The following is a 14896-nucleotide window of genomic DNA, read 5'->3' on the forward strand; positions in this document are numbered from 1 at the left end:
CATCCGGAGTTTCAGATGACATCGGCAAATCCTCTGCGGGTCTTTTGGAACACCACATAGCCGAAGGCCGCAAACAGGCTCGCCCCGAGCGCATACAGCGAAAGACCCAGCCAATCCGGCGCACGCCCCCAGAACAAAAGCTCGCGGGCCTGATCGATGATGAAAGTCAGAGGATTGAGCTTGAACACGATCTGAAATTGGGGCGGCAGCGTCTCTACCGGTACGATGGCCGAGGAGAGGAAGAGCATTGCCGTAGCCAGGACGCCTGCGACCTGACTAATGTCACGCAAGTAGACGCCGAGCGAAGATAGTAGCCAGCCCATGCCGAGCACACCAATCGACAACGGCAGAAGCACGGCAGGCAAGAGGAGTGCACCCCACGGCAACTCCTCGCGCAACAGGTAATTGATAACCAGAAACACCAAAATATTCATGCACGCGTGGAACAGCGCCGAGAGTGTGACTACCACAGGCATCAGCTCGAGTGGAAACACGATCTTCTTGACGAGGTTGGGACTGGAGACGATGAGGCTTGGCGACCGAGTCAGACATTCGGCAAAAAAACCATGCACGATCAGCCCGATAAACAGCAGCATGGCGAAGTCGGCCATATTGTCGGTTGCGCCAGGCCACCGCGACTTCAGGATGTAGCCGAATGCGAGCGTATAGACGACCAGCATCAGGAACGGGCTCAGAAGCGACCAGAAGATTCCAAAACTTGCGCCGCGGTATCGACCGAGGACATCCCGCCGGACGAGCTCCCAGAGCAGGTTACCGTGTTTGCCGAAGATGGACATTATTTCAGTCATGCTTCAAGCGAGCGCTCTAAATCCGCGCGCTGATCGAAAATGCCTTCCACCCCCACACTCAACCGCACCAGCGCATCCGACAACCCCAGCTCCGCCCGCCGCTCCGCCGGCACCGACGCATGCGTCATGATCGCCGGATGGTTCACCAGACTCTCCACGCCTCCGAGTGACTCCGCCAGCGCGAACAGTTCGGTCCGCTCGCAGAACCGCGTCGACGCCTCCAGGCCACCCTTGAGCACGATCGAGACCATGCCCCCGAACCCGTCCATCTGGCGCTTCGCCAATTCATGCTGCGGGTGCGACTTGAGTCCGGGGTAGATCACTTTCTCGATGGCGGGGTGCGTTTCCAGCCATTCGGCCAGCGCCTGCGCGTTGTCGCAATGCGCCTTCATGCGCAGGTGCAGGGTTTTCAGGCCACGCAGGGCGAGGAAGCTGTCGAAGGGGCCCTGTACGCCGCCGACCGAGTTCTGCAGGAACGCCATCTGCTCGGCCAGTTCCGCGTCGTCGCCGACCACGACCATGCCACCGACCATGTCCGAGTGACCATTGAGGTACTTGGTCGCCGAGTGCATGACGATGTGGGCGCCGTGCTCGATCGGACGCTGCAGGATCGGCGAGGAGAAGGTGTTGTCGACCACCACGATCAGGCCGCGTTTGCGGGCGATCGCGGCAATCTGCGCGATGTCCACCAGCTTCAGCAGCGGATTGGTCGGCGTCTCGATCCAGACCATCTTGGTCTCGGGCCGGATGGCCGCCTCGAATGCGGCCGCGTCCGCCAGGTCGACCCAGCTGAAGTCCAGCCCCGCGGTACGGCGGCGGACGCGCTCGAACAGGCGGTAGGTGCCGCCATAGACGTCGTCCATGGCGATCACGTGGCTGCCGCTGTCGAGCAGCTCAAGGATCGTCGAGGTCGCGGCCATGCCCGAGGCGAAGGCGTAACCGCGGCTGCCGCCTTCAAGGGCGGCGACGCAACGCTCGTAGGCGAAGCGGGTCGGATTGTGGCTGCGGGTGTACTCGAATCCCTGATGGACGCCCGGGCTCGACTGGACGTAGGTCGAGGTCTGGTAGATCGGCGTCATCACCGCGCCGGTGCTGGGGTCGGGGGACTGGCCGGCGTGGATGGCGAGGGTGCCCAGCGCGTGCTTGCGGCTGGATCCGCTGTTGTCTTGCGAAGTCATGGATGACGCTCCGTTACCGCGGCGAGGCGACCGCGAAGTTTAGCAGCCGGTGTGTGGCGGTCGTGAGGGTTCAGGGTGTGCCGGGTGTCGGATGAGCGCTGAAGCCGCTGCTAGGCGGGGTCCGGCTCACTCCACCCGCCGCCTCAAATAGTTCAGCAGGTCGATCCGCGTGATCAGCCCGAGGAACTTCTCCCCGTCGGCGATGATCGCCACGTGGCCGCGGTCGAACACGGGCAGCAGCGACTCGATCGGCTGGCCGACGTCGATCTTGTCGAGCTTGCTGACCATCGCGGTCGAGACCGGGTCGCGGAACCGGGCTTCGTCGCCGTAGACGTGGAGCAGCACGTCGGACTCGTCGACGATGCCGACCAGCTGGTCGCCTTCCATCACCGGCAGCTGGCTGACGTCGTACAGCTTCATGCGCTGGTAGGCGGTGACCAGCAGGTCCTTCGGGCCGACCACGACGGTGTCGCGCTGGGAGAACGGGCGCAGGATCAGGTCGCGCAGGTCGCCGTGCTGCTCGCGCTCGATGAAGCCGTTGTCGAGCATCCAGTAGTCGTTGTACATCTTCGACAGGTACTTGTTACCGGTGTCACACACCAGCACCAGCACCTTCTTGGGCTCGGTCTGCTCGCGGCAGTAGCGCAGCGCGGCGGCCAGCTGGGTGCCGGTGGACGACCCGCCCAGGATGCCTTCCTTCTCCAGCAGCTCGCGCGCGGTCAGGAAGCTCTCCTTGTCGGAGATGGCGTAGGCCTTCTTGACCCGCGTGAAGTCCGAGATCGGCGGCAGGAAGTCCTCGCCGATGCCCTCGACCATCCAGCTGGCGGACTTCTCGACCAGCTCGCCGCGGTTGATGTAGTCCTCGAGGATCGAGCCGACCGGGTCGGCCAGGATCAGTTCGGTGTGCGGCGAGTGGGTGGCGAAATGGCGCGACAGGCCGGTCATGGTGCCGGAGCTGCCGCAGCCGAAGACGATCGCGTCGAGGCCACCGACCTCGGCCATCTGCGCCAGGATCTCGGGCCCGGTGCCGTGTTCATGCGCGGCCGGGTTGTCGGGGTTGCCGAACTGGTTGATGAAGTACGCGCCCGGGGTCTCGCGAGCGAGCCGCTCGGCGAGGTCCTGATAGTAGTCGGGGTGGCCCTTGGCGACGTCGGAGCGGGTCAGCACGACCTGCGCGCCCATCGCCTTGAGGTTGAAGATCTTCTCCCGGCTCATCTTGTCCGGGACGACGAGCACGAGTTTGTAGCCCTTCTGCTGGGCGACCAGTGCGAGGCCCAGGCCGGTGTTGCCGGCGGTGCCCTCCACCAGGGTGTCGCCGGGCTTGATGTCGCCGCGCGCCTCGGCCGCCTCGATCATCTTCAGGCCGATCCGGTCCTTGATCGAGCCGCCGGGGTTCTGCGATTCAAGCTTGAAGTACAGCTCGCAGGGGCCGGTGTCGAGGTGCTGGGCCTTCACGACCGGCGTGTTGCCGATCAGGTCGAGGACGGAGGCATGGATGGGCATTCGGACGGGACGCGCTGGCGCCGGCAAACCGCGGCAGTCCGGGGATTCTACGGGATGGTCGGTCCGCACCGGGCGGCCCGGCACGCGGTGCGCCGCCGATGCCGGCGGGTGATGAGGCCCCCAAGGGCGGGCGGTGGTGGCCGACGAGGAGGCCACCACCGCCCGCGGCGAACCTCAGTGGTGCTGCGTGTCGTACATACGGACCAGGCGGTCCTTGGCGGCCAGTTTTTCGCGCTTCATGCGCGCCAGCGTGGTGTCGTCGATCGGCAGCACGCCCAGCTCGGCGTCCATGACCTTCTTGTCGAGTCGCTGATGGTGCTGGTAGAGCTGCTTGAACTCGGGGTTGGCCTTGATCAGCGCTTCGATTTCCGGCTGCGGTTGTTCTTCGAACATGAAAGCCTCCTTCAGCACGAATGCAAACGCCCCGACCGGACGGTCGAGGCGTTGCGGGGTGATTCATGCGGTGCCAGGGGACGGACCGTGTCAGGGCGGATCACTCCGGCCCCACCCGCCCCCGGCAGGTCGGTCACCGGTTCGGTGGCGGAATCCTGCTCGGCTGCATCTCGCGAAACGGGTGTCTGCATGTCGGCCTGGCTCTTCGCCAAGCGGAAATGTCCGCTTGGTAAACCGACCCTACTCCCGGATTCGGGGGGCGGCAAGGGCCGGATCGGCCGGTTCGTGACGGGCGCCGCATTCATCCGCAGCCAAGCGTTGCGCAGCGAGGGTCATCTCCCTAACTCACTGATGAATAACGCGTTTTTTACAACTCAATCGTCCGAAGCTTCTTCGGCTTGACGCAGCAGTTCGGCTTCCTGACGTGCCAGTTCGGCTTCGCGGGCCCGCGCGGCCTTGAGGCGGGCCGCCTCGGCGCCACCGATGTCCTTGAGGGCGGATTCGATGTCCTCCATGGCCTCGGCGCTATTGGTGGCCTGCGCGCGCAGGCGGGCGGCCTCTTCGGCCTGGATCCGGGCCTGGATCCGCAGGCGTTCGGCCTCGGCGCGTGCCTCGGCGGCGTCGCGCCGGCTGGCCTCGACGATCAGTTCGCTGCGGGTGCGCTCGAGACGGTCGATCTGGCGGTGCATCGCCTCGGTGCGTGCAGCGACCTCGGCCACCTGCACGCGGCGCTCGGCCACGTAGCGGGCCACGTCGTACTGGCTGCTGCGTGCGTTGGCCAGCGTTTCCAGTGCCTGCCGGGCCTGCAGTCGCTCATACGCGGCGAGGGTCGCGGTGTCGGGGTTGGCATCGAGCGCGACCAGTTGCTGGTTGAGCTGGGTCACCACCGCATCGGACTCCTGGGCGCGCGCCGGCGCGACCAGCAACACGGCCACCAGCGCCGCGGCGGGGAGGATCTTCGGCATGCGGTTCATCGACCACCTCCCAGGCGGCGCTGCAGTTGGTCCACCTCGGCCTTGCGCTGGGCGAGCTCGGCTTCCGCGAGTGCCTGGCGGCTCAGCGCGTGGGCCAGATCGGCGTCGGCGTGGGCGGCCGCGGCCAGTCGGCGGGCGTCGTCGTGGCGGCCTTCCGCCATCGCCGCCTGGGCGCGGGCGAGGCCGTCGCGGGCGAGCTCGACCTGGTCGGCGGCGTACTGGTCGGCGTCCGCACCGGTTGCCCGCACGACGGCCTGTTCGGCGGCGTTGATCTCGGATGTCGGCGGCGGCAGGGTCGCGCACGCGGCAAGCGCGCAAGCGAGAACTGCGCCCACAAGCAGATAACGGATTTGTGCGAAGCTGGCGTGCATGGGGGTTCCGTGGCGGTCTGTCGCCCGGGCATTGTGGTCAGGCCGGTGCCGTGCTTGCAACGGGTGGCCGTCGCTAACGAGAGGTGGATGCATGGACATCGGCTATTTCCTGAAGCTGATGACGGAGAAGAACGCGTCGGACATGTTCCTGTCCACCGGCGCGCCGGTCTACATCAAGATCGAGGGGCGGTTGCATCCGCTCGGCAATACCGGCCTGCCGCCCGGCATGGTCAAGAAGATCGCGTATTCGTTGATGGACGAGGGCCAAGTTCCGCAGTTCGAGCGCGAACTGGAGCTGAACATGGCCTATGCGCTGCCGGAGGCCGGGCGCTTCCGCGTCAACGTGTTCAAGCAGCGCGGCGAGGTCGGCATGGTGATCCGCGCGATCCGCAGCGTGATCCCGTCGATCGAGGAGCTGCAGCTGCCGCAGGTGCTCAAGAACATCATCATGGAGCCGCGCGGGCTGGTGCTCATCGTCGGTTCCACCGGCTCGGGCAAGTCGACCACGCTGGCGTCGATGATCGACTACCGCAACTCGAACATGTCGGGCCACATCCTCACCATCGAGGACCCGATCGAATACCTGCACCGGCACAAGCGCTCGCTGGTCAACCAGCGCGAGGTCGGTCTCGACACCCACGCCTTCCACAACGCCCTCAAGAACGCGATGCGCGAGGCGCCGGACGTGATCCTGATCGGCGAGATCCTCGACCAGACCACGATGGAGGCCGCGATCGCGTTCGCCGAGACGGGCCACCTGTGCCTGGCGACCCTGCACTCCAACAACGCCGATCAGACGCTCGAGCGCATCCTCAACTTCTTCCCCGAGGCCGCGCACAAGAACGTGCTGATGAACCTCGCGCTTAACCTGAAGGCGGTGATCAGCCAGCGCTTGGTGATCGGCACCGACGGTCGCCGGCTGCCGGCGTCGGAAGTGCTGATCAACACCCCGCACATCCGCGACCTGATGCGGCGCGGGCAGGTGCACGAGATCAAGCACGCGATGGAGGAGTCGCTGGAAGAAGGCGTCGAGACCTTCGACCAGTGCCTGTTCCGGTTGGCGAAGGAAGGCCGGATCGAGATCGAGGAAGCGCTGCGCGCGGCGGACTCGCGCGAGGGCCTGGCGCTGAAGTTTCGGCTGTCGGAAGGCGCCGGCGCCGAGCACGACCCCTACGCCGACGTGTTTTCGCCAAACCAGTAGCCGGCTGGCCACCTGTAGGAGCGACGTGAGTCGCGACCGCGGATCGTCAGATCCGCGCAATCACAGCGATGGCGTGCGTCAGTGGGTCGCGACTTACGTCGCTCCTACAAATGCCTGCGATGCCGCCTCTGGCCGCGCCCTTCAGTTCGGCTGGGGCGCGTCCGGCTGCTTCTCCGGCCGCGCGGTGTCGAAGGCGCGCAGCGCGAGGCAGGCGCGTTCGATCCGCTCGATCGTCGGGTACGGCGTCATGTCGACGCCGAAACGGCGCGCGTTGTAGACCTGCGGGACCAGGCAGCAGTCGGCCAGTCCGGGCGTATTGCCTTCGCAGAAATCGCCGGTGGACGGGTGGTCGTTCAGCACCGCCTCGACCGCCGCGAAGCCGCCTGCCACCCAGTGCCGTACCCACTCGTCGCGCTCGGGCTGGGGGACGTTCCATTCGCGGTCGAAGTACTGCAGCACGCGCAGGTTGTTGAGCGGATGGATGTCGCACGCCACCATCTGCGCGATCGCGCGCACGCGCTGGCGGTCGCGGCTCGTCACCGGCAACAGTGCCGGCTCCGGCCAGGTCTCGTCGAGGTACTCGAGGATCGCCACCGACTGGCGCAGCACACGGTCGCCGTGCTTGAGCACCGGCACCAGTTCCTGCGGGTTGAGCGCGCGGTATTCCTCGGCGTGCTGTTCGCCGCCGTCCCGTACCAGGTGCACCGGCAACGTCTCGTAGGCCAGGCCCTTGAGGTTCAACCCGATACGCACGCGGTAGGCGGCACTCGATCGCCAGTACGAATACAGCTGCAATTGGTCCGCCATGCGCGACCGTTCCTCTGTCATCTGCGCCCCCCGCGCAACGGTAATACGGCGCCTGCGCCAGCGGACGGCCGTCCGCCGGCGCGGCATTGCCGCCGGTCAGCTGTCGTGGCGTTCGATGCGCTGCTCGATCGCGCCGAAGATGCTGTTGCCGTTGGCATCAAGCATTTCGATGCGGACCACGTCGCCAAAGCGCATGAAAGGCGTCGAGGGCTTGCCGTCGCGCAAGGTCTCGACCGTGCGCTGCTCGGCGAAGCACGAGGCACCGAGGGTCGTGTCCTCGTTGGCAATGGTGCCCGAGCCGACGATCGCGCCGGCCGACAGCGGGCGCGTCCGGGCCGCGTGGGCCACCAGCTGGGCGAAGTTGAACTGCATGTCGACGCCGGCCTCCGGTGCGCCGAACCACTTGCCGTTGATATGCGTCAGCATCGGCAGGTGCACCTTGCTGTCGCGCCAAGCATCGCCGAGTTCGTCCGGGGTCACGAACACCGGGCTCAGGGCCGAACGCGGCTTGGACTGCAGGAAGCCGAAGCCCTTGGCCAGCTCACCCGGGATCAACCCGCGCAGCGAGACGTCGTTGACCAGCCCCACCAGCTGGATGTGGCCGGCGGCCTGCTCGGGAGTGACCGCCATCGGGACGTCGTCGGTCACGACGACCAGCTCGGCCTCCAGGTCGATTCCGTAGTCCTCGCTCGGCACGCGGACCGGGTCGCGCGGGCCGTAGAAGCCGGCGCTGACCGCCTGGTACATCAGCGGATCGGTGTAGAAGCTCTCGGGGACCTCGGCGCCGCGGGCACGGCGGACGCGCTCGACGTGCGGCAGGTAGGCGCTGCCGTCGACGAACTCGTAGGCGCGCGGCAGCGGCGCGGCGAGCGCGATTGGATCGACATCGAAGGCACCGTCGGCTTCGCCGGCGTTGAGGCGCTCGGACAGCGCATTGAGGCGGGGCGCGATGTTCGACCAGTCCTCCAGCGCGCGCTGCAGGGTGTCGGCAATGCCGGTGGCGCGCACCGCACGAGTGAGGTCGCGCGTGACCACGATCAGGGTGCCGTCGCGGCCGCCTTCCTTGAGTGAACCAAGCTTCATCGGTGCAGTCCTTCCGTCATCGGGCGCGCGAGCCGCGCAATGGTTTCAATTGTAACGGCTCGACCCGGCGACGCCATGCCCCGTGCCGGGACGGCACGCCGGGCGGCAGGCAACAAAAAACCCGCCATGAAGGCGGGTTTCTTGCGTATCTGGCAGCCCCGGATGGATTCGAACCACCGAATGCCTGAGTCAGAGTCAGGTGCCTTACCGCTTGGCGACGGGGCTGTGGAACTCGGTTGTGACCCGGTGTCGAGGCGTATTTTAGCGCTTCGAGAACTGGGTTGCACGACGCGCCTTGTGCAGGCCGACCTTCTTGCGCTCGACTTCGCGGGCGTCGCGGGTCATGAAGCCGGCCTTGCGCAGCTCGGACTTCAGCGTGTCGTCATACTCGACCAGCGCGCGGGCGATGCCCAGGCGGATCGCACCGGCCTGGCCGGTGGTGCCGCCGCCGGCAACGGTGACGTTGACGTCGAACTTGTCGGTCGACTGGGTCAGCTCGAGCGGCTGGCGCACGATCATGCGCGCGGTCTCGCGGCCGAAGAACTCGTCGATCGAGCGCTGGTTGATGGTGATCTTGCCATCGCCCTTGCGCAGGTAGACGCGGGCGGTGGAGGACTTGCGGCGGCCGGTGCCGTAATTCTGCTGGATTGCCATGTCGGTACCTTAGATGTCGAGCGGCTGCGGCTGCTGGGCGGCGTGCGGATGCTCGGCGCCGGCGTAGACCTTGAGCTTGCGGTACATCGCGCGGCCGAGCGGGTTCTTCGGCAGCATGCCCTTGACCGCGATCTCGATGACGCGCTCCGGGTGGCGCTCAAGCGCCTGGCCCAGGGTCTCGGTCTTGAGGTTGCCGATGTAGCCGGTGAAGCGGTGGTACTTCTTGTCGGCGAGCTTGTTGCCGGTGACGGCAATCTTCTCGGCGTTGATCACCACCAGGTAATCGCCGGTGTCGACGTGCGGGGTGTAGACCGGCTTGTGCTTGCCGCGGAGGCGGTGGGCGAGCTCGGCGGCGAGGCGGCCGAGGGTCTTGCCGGTGGCGTCGACGAGGTACCAGTCACGCTGGACGGTCTCGTTCTTGGCGGTGAATGTCTTCATGACTGGTCTTCTATGGGTACCTGGTCGGGCTGATTCCGGGTGCGTGTCCCGCAAGGGACGGACCGGAACTTTGCCGCGCGTTTGGCGCGCCGCGTGCAACTGCGGAACGAAAGAGGCGGAATGATAGCGGGACTCGCGGGACACCGCAAGCCACCGGACCGCCCATGCTAGCATCGCCGCATGCCCCACGCCACGCCCGCTCAGGCTTCCCCGCAGGCCGGGCCGGGCTCGGACGAAGCCGTGGCGCTGGCGGACCGCTGCGTCCAGTGCGGGTTGTGCCTGCCGGTCTGCCCGACCTACACCCACGACCGGCTTGAGCCGGAATCCCCGCGCGGCCGGATCGCGCTGGCGCGGACCTGGGCGCTGGGGGCGGTCGAACCCACGGCCGTCGGCGACCTCCACCTGGACCACTGTCTGGGCTGCCGCAACTGCGAGGCGGTCTGCCCGGCCGGAGTCGAATACGGCGCGTTGCTGAACCTGGCCCACGTGCAGCAGCGTGCCCGCCGCGGCACGAACCTGCGCCAGCGTGGGGCCGAGTGGCTGGTCATGCGGCCGCGATTGCTGCGAGCACTGCTCCGGCTGTACCGCATCGCCCACCCGATCCTGCCGGCCGGCCTGCGCGCCCTGCCCCGTCCTCCGGCATGGACTCGTGCCGGGGCGACGCCGCCACTCGACGTACGCGGCGGTCACCGCGTGGGGCTGTTCGTGGGCTGCGTCGCCGACCGTTACGAACCCGCCGCGCGCGACGCGCTGGCACGGCTGTGCGCTGCCGCGGGATTCGAGCTGGTGGCGCCGACGTCGCAGGGCTGCTGCGGCAGCATGCATGTACACGCCGGCAACGCGGCCGCGGCGAGCACGCTGGCCGCCCGCAACCGCGACGCGTTCGCCGGTTGCACGACCGTGCTGACCCTGGCCAGTGGCTGCCATGAAGCGGTCGCGGCTTCGCTGGAGGTCGAAACAGTCGATGCGCTCACCTTCCTCGACGCGCACCGCGCTCGCCTGCGCTTCGGCGAGCGGCGCGAGCGGGTCGCGCTGCACCTGCCATGCACCCAGCGCAACGTCGTCCGCTCGGTGCCCGCGCTGCGCAGGCTGCTGGCGGCGGTCCCCGGGCTGGAGGTGGTGGAGCTCGATGCCGGCAGCGGATGTTGCGGCGCCGCCGGCACGGCGATGCTGACCGACCCCACCCGCGCCGACGACTACCGCCGGCCACTGCTCGAACAGTTCGCCGCCAGCGGCGCGTCGCGACTGCTCAGCGCGAACATCGGCTGCCGGCTGCACCTGGGCAACGGCAGTTCCGCGCAGGTCCTCCATCCGGTCGAGCTGCTGGCCGAGGCCCTGCTGCCGCTTGCACCGGGCGATCATCGCGCCAGCCTAGAATTGCCCCGTCCCGTTCCGCCGAGTCGCCGCCCATGACCACCGCTTCCGCGCCCCGCCACCTGTCCCGGTTCGACCGCTTGCTCGATGACGCGCAGCGCGCGCTGGAAACCGTGCTGGGCGCGCCGGTTGCCGAACGGCCGAACCCGGGCGCCGGCGAGCCCGACATCGTCATGGACGAGCCCGACCGCCGGCATGCCGCCGGCCTGATGCGGATCAACCACGTCGGCGAGGTCTGCGCGCAAGCGCTGTACTGCGGGCAGGCGGCCGTCGCCCGCGACGAGGCCACCCGCGCGCACCTGCTGGAAGCGGCACAGGAAGAGACCGACCACCTGGCCTGGTGCGCCGAGCGCCTGCGCGAGCTCGACAGCCGCCCCAGCCTGCTCAACCCGCTGTGGTACGGCGGCAGCTTCGCGATCGGCGCGCTGGCGGGTTTGCGCGGGGACGGCTGGAACCTCGGCTTCGTGGTCGAGACCGAACGCCAGGTCGAGGCCCACATCGACGAGCACCTGGCCTCGCTGCCCGGCGACGACCACCGCAGCCGCGCGATCCTCGGGGTAATGAAGGCCGACGAGGCCCGGCACGCCGACAACGCCGAGGCGGCGGGCGCACGGATCCTGCCGTTTCCGGTCCCGCGACTGATGGCCGCCGCGTCAAAGCTGATGAAGACGGTCGCCTACCGGCTCTGAGCCGGAACCGGGCATTTTTGTAGGAGCGGCTTCAGCCGCGATCGGATCGCCGACAGCGTGCACCGGCCCCACGATCGCGGGTCAAGCCGCTCCTACCCAAACGGACTCACGCGACAACAAAAAAGGCCGACGTTTGCCGGCCTTCTTGCACCATGCGGCGACGGCCGACCTCAGTCGACCAGGTTGCGCCCGTGGTACAGCTCCTCGATCTCGCGCTTGAGCCGTGCCTCGATCTTCATGCGCTCCTTGAACGACAGGTTCCGCGCCTTCTCCTCGAACAGGTAGCGGTCGAGGTCGAACTCCTTCAGGTGCATCTTGGTGTGGTAGATGTTTTCCTGGTAGACGTTCACGTCGAGCATCTCGTAGCGCGACTTGATGTTCTTGGCCAGGTAGTCCTGGATCGAGTTGATCTTGTGGTCGATGTAGTGCTTCCGGCCCTTGATGTCGCGGGTGAAGCCACGCACGCGGTAGTCCATCACCACGATGTCGGACTCGAGCGACTCGATCAGGTAGTTGAGTGCCTTCAGCGGCGAGATCACGCCGCAGGTGGCCACGTCGATGTCGGCGCGGAAGGTCGCGATGCCGTTGTCCGGATGGGTCTCCGGATACGTGTGCACGGTGATGTGCGACTTGTCCATGTGCGCGACCACCGCATCGGAGATCACGCCCTTGGCGTCCTTCTTGTCGATCACCGGCTCCTCGGAGATGAGGATGGTCACCGACGCGCCCTGCGGGTCGTAGTCCTGTCGCGCGATGTTGAGGATGTTGGCGCCGATGATGTCCGCCACGTCCGTCAGGATCTGGGTCAGGCGGTCGGCGTTGTAGGCCTCGTCGATGTACTCGATGTAGCGCTGCCGCTCATCCTCGGAGGCGGCGAAGCAGACATCGTAGATGTTGAACGAGAGCGCCTTGGTGAGGTTGTTGAATCCCTGCAACCTGAGGCGCGGCAACGGCTTGACCACGGCATTTCCCGATAGGGCGAACAGGCGGCGATTATGGGGCAATCGGGCGTAATGGGAAAATGACCGCACTGCGCGAGCTGTCCCGCAATGGCAGGATTTGCCTCACGGCGCCACTTCGACCTAAGCTCGCTCGAATATTCAGGTTTCACTCACATGTCCGCCAACCCGGTAGTTCCCTTGACTGCACTGAGCCGAACCAACAGCCCGCTGATGCCCGACGGGGCCGTGATCGAACGCTTCCTGGCCCACTGCCACCGCCGGCGCTACCCCTCGCGCACCGACGTGTTCCGCCCGGGCGACCCGGCCAGCACGCTGTATTACGTGGTGGCGGGATCGGTCAGCATCATCACCGAGGAAGACGACGGCCGCGAGCTGGTGCTGGGCTACTTCGGGCCCGGCGAGTTCGTCGGCGAGCTGGGCTTGTTCATCGAAAACGACCAGCGCGAGGTGATCCTGCGCACCCGCACCCCGTGCGAGCTGGCCGAGATCGGCCACGAGCGCTTCTACGACCTGCTGCTGTCGCGCCTGGCCCCGGACGCACCGAAGCTGCTGTACGCGATCGGCGCGCAGATCTCGCGCCGGCTGCTCGACACCAGCAGGAAGGCCGGGCGCCTGGCCTTCCTGGACGTCACCGACCGGATCGTGCGGGCGCTGCACGACCTGGCCAAGGAGCCGGAAGCGATGAGCCACCCGGACGGCACCCAGTTGCGGGTGTCCCGCCAGGAGCTGTCGCGGCTGGTGGGTTGCTCGCGCGAGATGGCCGGGCGCGTGCTCAAGAAGCTGCAGGCCGATGGCAAGCTGCATGCACGCGGCAAGACGGTGGTGCTGTACGGCACGCGCTGAGGCGCGGCAGGCATCACGATCGCGGGCGGCCTTCGGGTCGCCCGTTTTGTTTTGTGGCTTCTACGAACCGTGCGGCAGGTCGGCGGCCGGGGCGTCGCCGGCACGGCCGGGGCAGCCCCAGTTGAGGATCGGCGTGCCGGGCGGGAGTTCCTGCCGGAACGTCTCGACCCCGTCGGCCTTCGGGTTTACCACCACCGGCGAGGCGGCAGCGCGCAGCAGCGGCAGGTCGGCGGTGCTGTCGGAGTAGGCGATCGCGACCGGCGCGGTGAAGCCGGCCTCGCGCAGCATCGTCATCTTCATCTCGTTGTGGCAGTGGCGCATGGCCACCACCGCGCCGAACCGCGGGCCGACCTGGGTGCCGACCACCGGCACGTCCTCGTGGGCGACGAACGCGAGGATCGCGCGGGCCAATTCGGGTGGTGCGCCGGTGGCGATCACCACCTGGTCGCCGTCGACCCGGTGCCGGTGCAGCACCTCCAGCGCGAACGGCAGCAGCCGCTGGCGGATCCCGTCGGCGTGCAGCGGCACGTAGCGGTCGATCAGCGCGTCCAGGTCGCGGCGCCCGTGGAAGCCGACAGTGCCGGCCCAGACAAAGCCGGAGATCCCCACCCGGCGCGTGGGCAGGAACGCGATCATCGGGCCGAACACCGGCGCGATCAGCAGCGCCAGCAGCGTCCGCCACCAGGCGCGGCGGACCAGCCACTTGAACAGGTGGCCGCCCGAGTCGCCGTCGTAGAGCGTGTGGTCGAAGTCGAATACCACCAGCGGCGCATCATTGCGGGCGGGCGGGTAGTCCTTGCGCGGACCCGGGCCGGCGGTGCTCATCGCGCGAACAGCCGTTGCAGGGCGGCGCCGGGATCGGCCTCGCGCATGAACGATTCACCGATCAGGAACGTCTCCACGCCGGCCTCGCGCAGCCGGGCAACGTCCGCGGCGGTGGCGATGCCGCTCTCGGTGACCAGCGTGCGGTCCGGCGGGACCGCCTGCCCCAGCTCGAGGGTGGTATCGAGCGAGACATCGAACGTGCGCAGGTTGCGGTTGTTGACGCCGATCAGCTCGCAGTCGGTCTGCAGCGCGCGCTCGAGCTCGTCGATGTCGTGCACCTCGACCAGCACGTCCATGCCGAGCTCATGGGCGAGGTTGGCCATCTCGACCAGCGGCGCGTCCTCCAGCGCGGCGACGATCAGCAGGATGCAGTCGGCGCCGATCATGCGCGCCTCGTACACCTGGTACGGGTCGACGATGAAGTCCTTGCGCAGCACCGGCAACGCGCAGGCTCCGCGCGCCTCGCCCAGGTAGCGGTTGCTGCCCTGGAAGAAATCGACGTCGGTGAGCACCGACAGGCAGGCGGCGCCGCCGGCCTCGTAGCTGCGGGCGATCGCGGCGGGGTCGAAATCGGGCCGGATCAGCCCCTTGGACGGGCTCGCCTTCTTGACCTCGGCGATGACCGCCGCCTCGCCACTGGCGTGCTTGCGGCGGATCGCCTCGACGAAGCCGCGCGCCGGCGGCTGGCCGGCGGCGCGGTTGCGGACGCTGTCGAGCGAGCGGATGCGGCTGCGCTGCTCCACCTCCTCGTGCTTGCGGGCGAGGATGCGCTGGAGGATGTCGGTCATGCGG

17 protein-coding genes and 1 tRNA gene are annotated in these 14896 nt (G+C 67.6%); 4 read left to right on the top strand and 14 right to left on the bottom strand.

Going from position 1 to position 14896, the window contains the following annotated elements; translation table 11 throughout:
- Nucleotides 1–11: 11 nt before the first annotated feature.
- The 6 genes from KOD61_RS11600 to KOD61_RS11625 all read right to left on the bottom strand — a co-directional run bounded on the left by KOD61_RS11600 (nucleotide 12) and on the right by KOD61_RS11625 (nucleotide 5228).
- A complete protein-coding gene (locus KOD61_RS11600; protein ID WP_251370589.1) occupies nucleotides 12–797 on the bottom strand; it encodes an ABC transporter permease in 786 nt (261 codons plus the stop codon).
- 8 nt (nucleotides 798–805) lie between these two features.
- Nucleotides 806–1987, bottom strand: coding sequence for a cystathionine gamma-synthase (locus tag KOD61_RS11605; RefSeq protein WP_215218817.1), 1182 nt, complete (start codon nucleotides 1985–1987; stop codon nucleotides 806–808).
- A gap of 126 nt (nucleotides 1988–2113) precedes the next feature.
- Nucleotides 2114–3490, bottom strand: a complete 1377-nt coding sequence (locus KOD61_RS11610; protein ID WP_215218818.1) for a pyridoxal-phosphate dependent enzyme — start codon at nucleotides 3488–3490, stop codon at nucleotides 2114–2116.
- Between the two features lie 174 nt (nucleotides 3491–3664).
- Nucleotides 3665–3883 carry a YdcH family protein gene (locus KOD61_RS11615; RefSeq protein ID WP_215218819.1) on the bottom strand — a complete coding sequence of 73 codons (219 nt, stop codon included), beginning with the start codon at nucleotides 3881–3883 and terminating at the stop codon, nucleotides 3665–3667.
- A gap of 374 nt (nucleotides 3884–4257) precedes the next feature.
- Entirely contained in the window at nucleotides 4258–4857 is a 600-nt protein-coding gene (locus tag KOD61_RS11620) for a hypothetical protein (RefSeq protein ID WP_215218820.1), read from the bottom strand.
- Nucleotides 4854–5228, bottom strand: a complete 375-nt coding sequence (locus tag KOD61_RS11625) for a DUF4398 domain-containing protein (protein ID WP_215218821.1) — start codon at nucleotides 5226–5228, stop codon at nucleotides 4854–4856. Before KOD61_RS11625 ends, KOD61_RS11620 begins: the two co-directional genes overlap by 4 nt.
- 91 nt (nucleotides 5229–5319) lie before the next feature.
- On the opposite strand from KOD61_RS11625, the gene KOD61_RS11630 reads away from it, so the two are divergent.
- Nucleotides 5320–6429 carry a PilT/PilU family type 4a pilus ATPase gene (locus KOD61_RS11630; RefSeq protein ID WP_215218822.1) on the top strand — a complete coding sequence of 370 codons (1110 nt, stop codon included), beginning with the start codon at nucleotides 5320–5322 and terminating at the stop codon, nucleotides 6427–6429.
- Between the two features lie 141 nt (nucleotides 6430–6570).
- Here KOD61_RS11630 and maiA read toward each other — a convergent pair whose 3' ends face one another.
- The 5 genes from maiA to rplM form a co-directional block, all read right to left on the bottom strand.
- Nucleotides 6571–7236, bottom strand: coding sequence for a maleylacetoacetate isomerase (gene maiA, locus KOD61_RS11635; RefSeq protein ID WP_215218823.1), 666 nt, complete (start codon nucleotides 7234–7236; stop codon nucleotides 6571–6573).
- Nucleotides 7237–7332: 96 nt separating this feature from the next.
- Complete coding sequence (locus KOD61_RS11640; protein ID WP_215218824.1) at nucleotides 7333–8319, bottom strand: fumarylacetoacetate hydrolase family protein; 987 nt, start codon at nucleotides 8317–8319, stop codon at nucleotides 7333–7335.
- Nucleotides 8320–8469: 150 nt separating this feature from the next.
- Nucleotides 8470–8544 (bottom strand) — tRNA-Gln (locus KOD61_RS11645).
- Nucleotides 8545–8580: 36 nt separating this feature from the next.
- Complete coding sequence (gene rpsI / locus KOD61_RS11650) at nucleotides 8581–8973, bottom strand: 30S ribosomal protein S9 (protein ID WP_215218825.1); 393 nt, start codon at nucleotides 8971–8973, stop codon at nucleotides 8581–8583.
- 9 nt (nucleotides 8974–8982) lie between these two features.
- Nucleotides 8983–9411: a 50S ribosomal protein L13 gene (rplM, locus tag KOD61_RS11655; protein WP_215218826.1), complete on the bottom strand. Its 429-nt coding sequence runs from the start codon at nucleotides 9409–9411 to the stop codon at nucleotides 8983–8985.
- A gap of 180 nt (nucleotides 9412–9591) precedes the next feature.
- Here rplM and KOD61_RS11660 point away from each other — a divergent pair, with 180 nt between their 5' ends.
- Together KOD61_RS11660 and coq7 are read left to right on the top strand one after the other, a co-directional pair.
- Nucleotides 9592–10824 carry a (Fe-S)-binding protein gene (locus tag KOD61_RS11660; protein WP_215218827.1) on the top strand — a complete coding sequence of 411 codons (1233 nt, stop codon included), beginning with the start codon at nucleotides 9592–9594 and terminating at the stop codon, nucleotides 10822–10824.
- Nucleotides 10821–11474, top strand: coding sequence for a 2-polyprenyl-3-methyl-6-methoxy-1,4-benzoquinone monooxygenase (gene coq7 / locus KOD61_RS11665; RefSeq protein ID WP_215218828.1), 654 nt, complete (start codon nucleotides 10821–10823; stop codon nucleotides 11472–11474). The genes KOD61_RS11660 and coq7 overlap by 4 nt, the downstream gene beginning before the upstream one ends.
- A gap of 170 nt (nucleotides 11475–11644) precedes the next feature.
- Here coq7 and speD read toward each other — a convergent pair whose 3' ends face one another.
- On the bottom strand, nucleotides 11645–12436 hold the full coding sequence (gene speD, locus KOD61_RS11670) for an adenosylmethionine decarboxylase (RefSeq protein WP_215218829.1): 792 nt from the start codon (nucleotides 12434–12436) through the stop codon (nucleotides 11645–11647).
- A gap of 153 nt (nucleotides 12437–12589) precedes the next feature.
- Here speD and crp point away from each other — a divergent pair, with 153 nt between their 5' ends.
- Nucleotides 12590–13279, top strand: a complete 690-nt coding sequence (crp, locus tag KOD61_RS11675) for a cAMP-activated global transcriptional regulator CRP (protein ID WP_215218830.1) — start codon at nucleotides 12590–12592, stop codon at nucleotides 13277–13279.
- 60 nt (nucleotides 13280–13339) lie between these two features.
- Here crp and KOD61_RS11680 read toward each other — a convergent pair whose 3' ends face one another.
- Together KOD61_RS11680 and trpC are read right to left on the bottom strand one after the other, a co-directional pair.
- A complete protein-coding gene (locus tag KOD61_RS11680; RefSeq protein WP_215218831.1) occupies nucleotides 13340–14104 on the bottom strand; it encodes a haloacid dehalogenase-like hydrolase in 765 nt (254 codons plus the stop codon).
- Nucleotides 14101–14892, bottom strand: coding sequence for an indole-3-glycerol phosphate synthase TrpC (gene trpC / locus KOD61_RS11685; protein WP_215218832.1), 792 nt, complete (start codon nucleotides 14890–14892; stop codon nucleotides 14101–14103). Before trpC ends, KOD61_RS11680 begins: the two co-directional genes overlap by 4 nt.
- Nucleotides 14893–14896 lie beyond the last annotated feature (4 nt).

Source organism: Lysobacter luteus (assembly GCF_907164845.1).
Lineage (GTDB): Bacteria > Pseudomonadota > Gammaproteobacteria > Xanthomonadales > Xanthomonadaceae > Novilysobacter > Novilysobacter luteus.

Excerpts from the sequence above, each read along its gene's own strand:
- maiA (WP_215218823.1), bottom strand. The coding sequence starts at position 7,236 with ATGGCGGACCAATTGCAGCTGTATTCGTACTGGCGATCGAGTGCCGCC.
- rpsI (WP_215218825.1), bottom strand. The coding sequence starts at position 8,973 with ATGGCAATCCAGCAGAATTACGGCACCGGCCGCCGCAAGTCCTCCACC.
- KOD61_RS11620 (WP_215218820.1), bottom strand. The coding sequence starts at position 4,857 with ATGAACCGCATGCCGAAGATCCTCCCCGCCGCGGCGCTGGTGGCCGTG.
- trpC (WP_215218832.1), bottom strand. The coding sequence starts at position 14,892 with ATGACCGACATCCTCCAGCGCATCCTCGCCCGCAAGCACGAGGAGGTG.
- KOD61_RS11680 (WP_215218831.1), bottom strand. The coding sequence starts at position 14,104 with ATGAGCACCGCCGGCCCGGGTCCGCGCAAGGACTACCCGCCCGCCCGC.
- KOD61_RS11610 (WP_215218818.1), bottom strand. The coding sequence starts at position 3,490 with ATGCCCATCCATGCCTCCGTCCTCGACCTGATCGGCAACACGCCGGTC.
- rplM (WP_215218826.1), bottom strand. The coding sequence starts at position 9,411 with ATGAAGACATTCACCGCCAAGAACGAGACCGTCCAGCGTGACTGGTAC.
- KOD61_RS11615 (WP_215218819.1), bottom strand. The coding sequence starts at position 3,883 with ATGTTCGAAGAACAACCGCAGCCGGAAATCGAAGCGCTGATCAAGGCC.
- KOD61_RS11640 (WP_215218824.1), bottom strand. The coding sequence starts at position 8,319 with ATGAAGCTTGGTTCACTCAAGGAAGGCGGCCGCGACGGCACCCTGATC.
- KOD61_RS11625 (WP_215218821.1), bottom strand. The coding sequence starts at position 5,228 with ATGCACGCCAGCTTCGCACAAATCCGTTATCTGCTTGTGGGCGCAGTT.
- KOD61_RS11600 (WP_251370589.1), bottom strand. The coding sequence starts at position 797 with ATGTCCATCTTCGGCAAACACGGTAACCTGCTCTGGGAGCTCGTCCGG.
- coq7 (WP_215218828.1), top strand. The coding sequence starts at position 10,821 with ATGACCACCGCTTCCGCGCCCCGCCACCTGTCCCGGTTCGACCGCTTG.
- crp (WP_215218830.1), top strand. The coding sequence starts at position 12,590 with ATGTCCGCCAACCCGGTAGTTCCCTTGACTGCACTGAGCCGAACCAAC.
- KOD61_RS11630 (WP_215218822.1), top strand. The coding sequence starts at position 5,320 with ATGGACATCGGCTATTTCCTGAAGCTGATGACGGAGAAGAACGCGTCG.
- KOD61_RS11605 (WP_215218817.1), bottom strand. The coding sequence starts at position 1,987 with ATGACTTCGCAAGACAACAGCGGATCCAGCCGCAAGCACGCGCTGGGC.
- KOD61_RS11660 (WP_215218827.1), top strand. The coding sequence starts at position 9,592 with ATGCCCCACGCCACGCCCGCTCAGGCTTCCCCGCAGGCCGGGCCGGGC.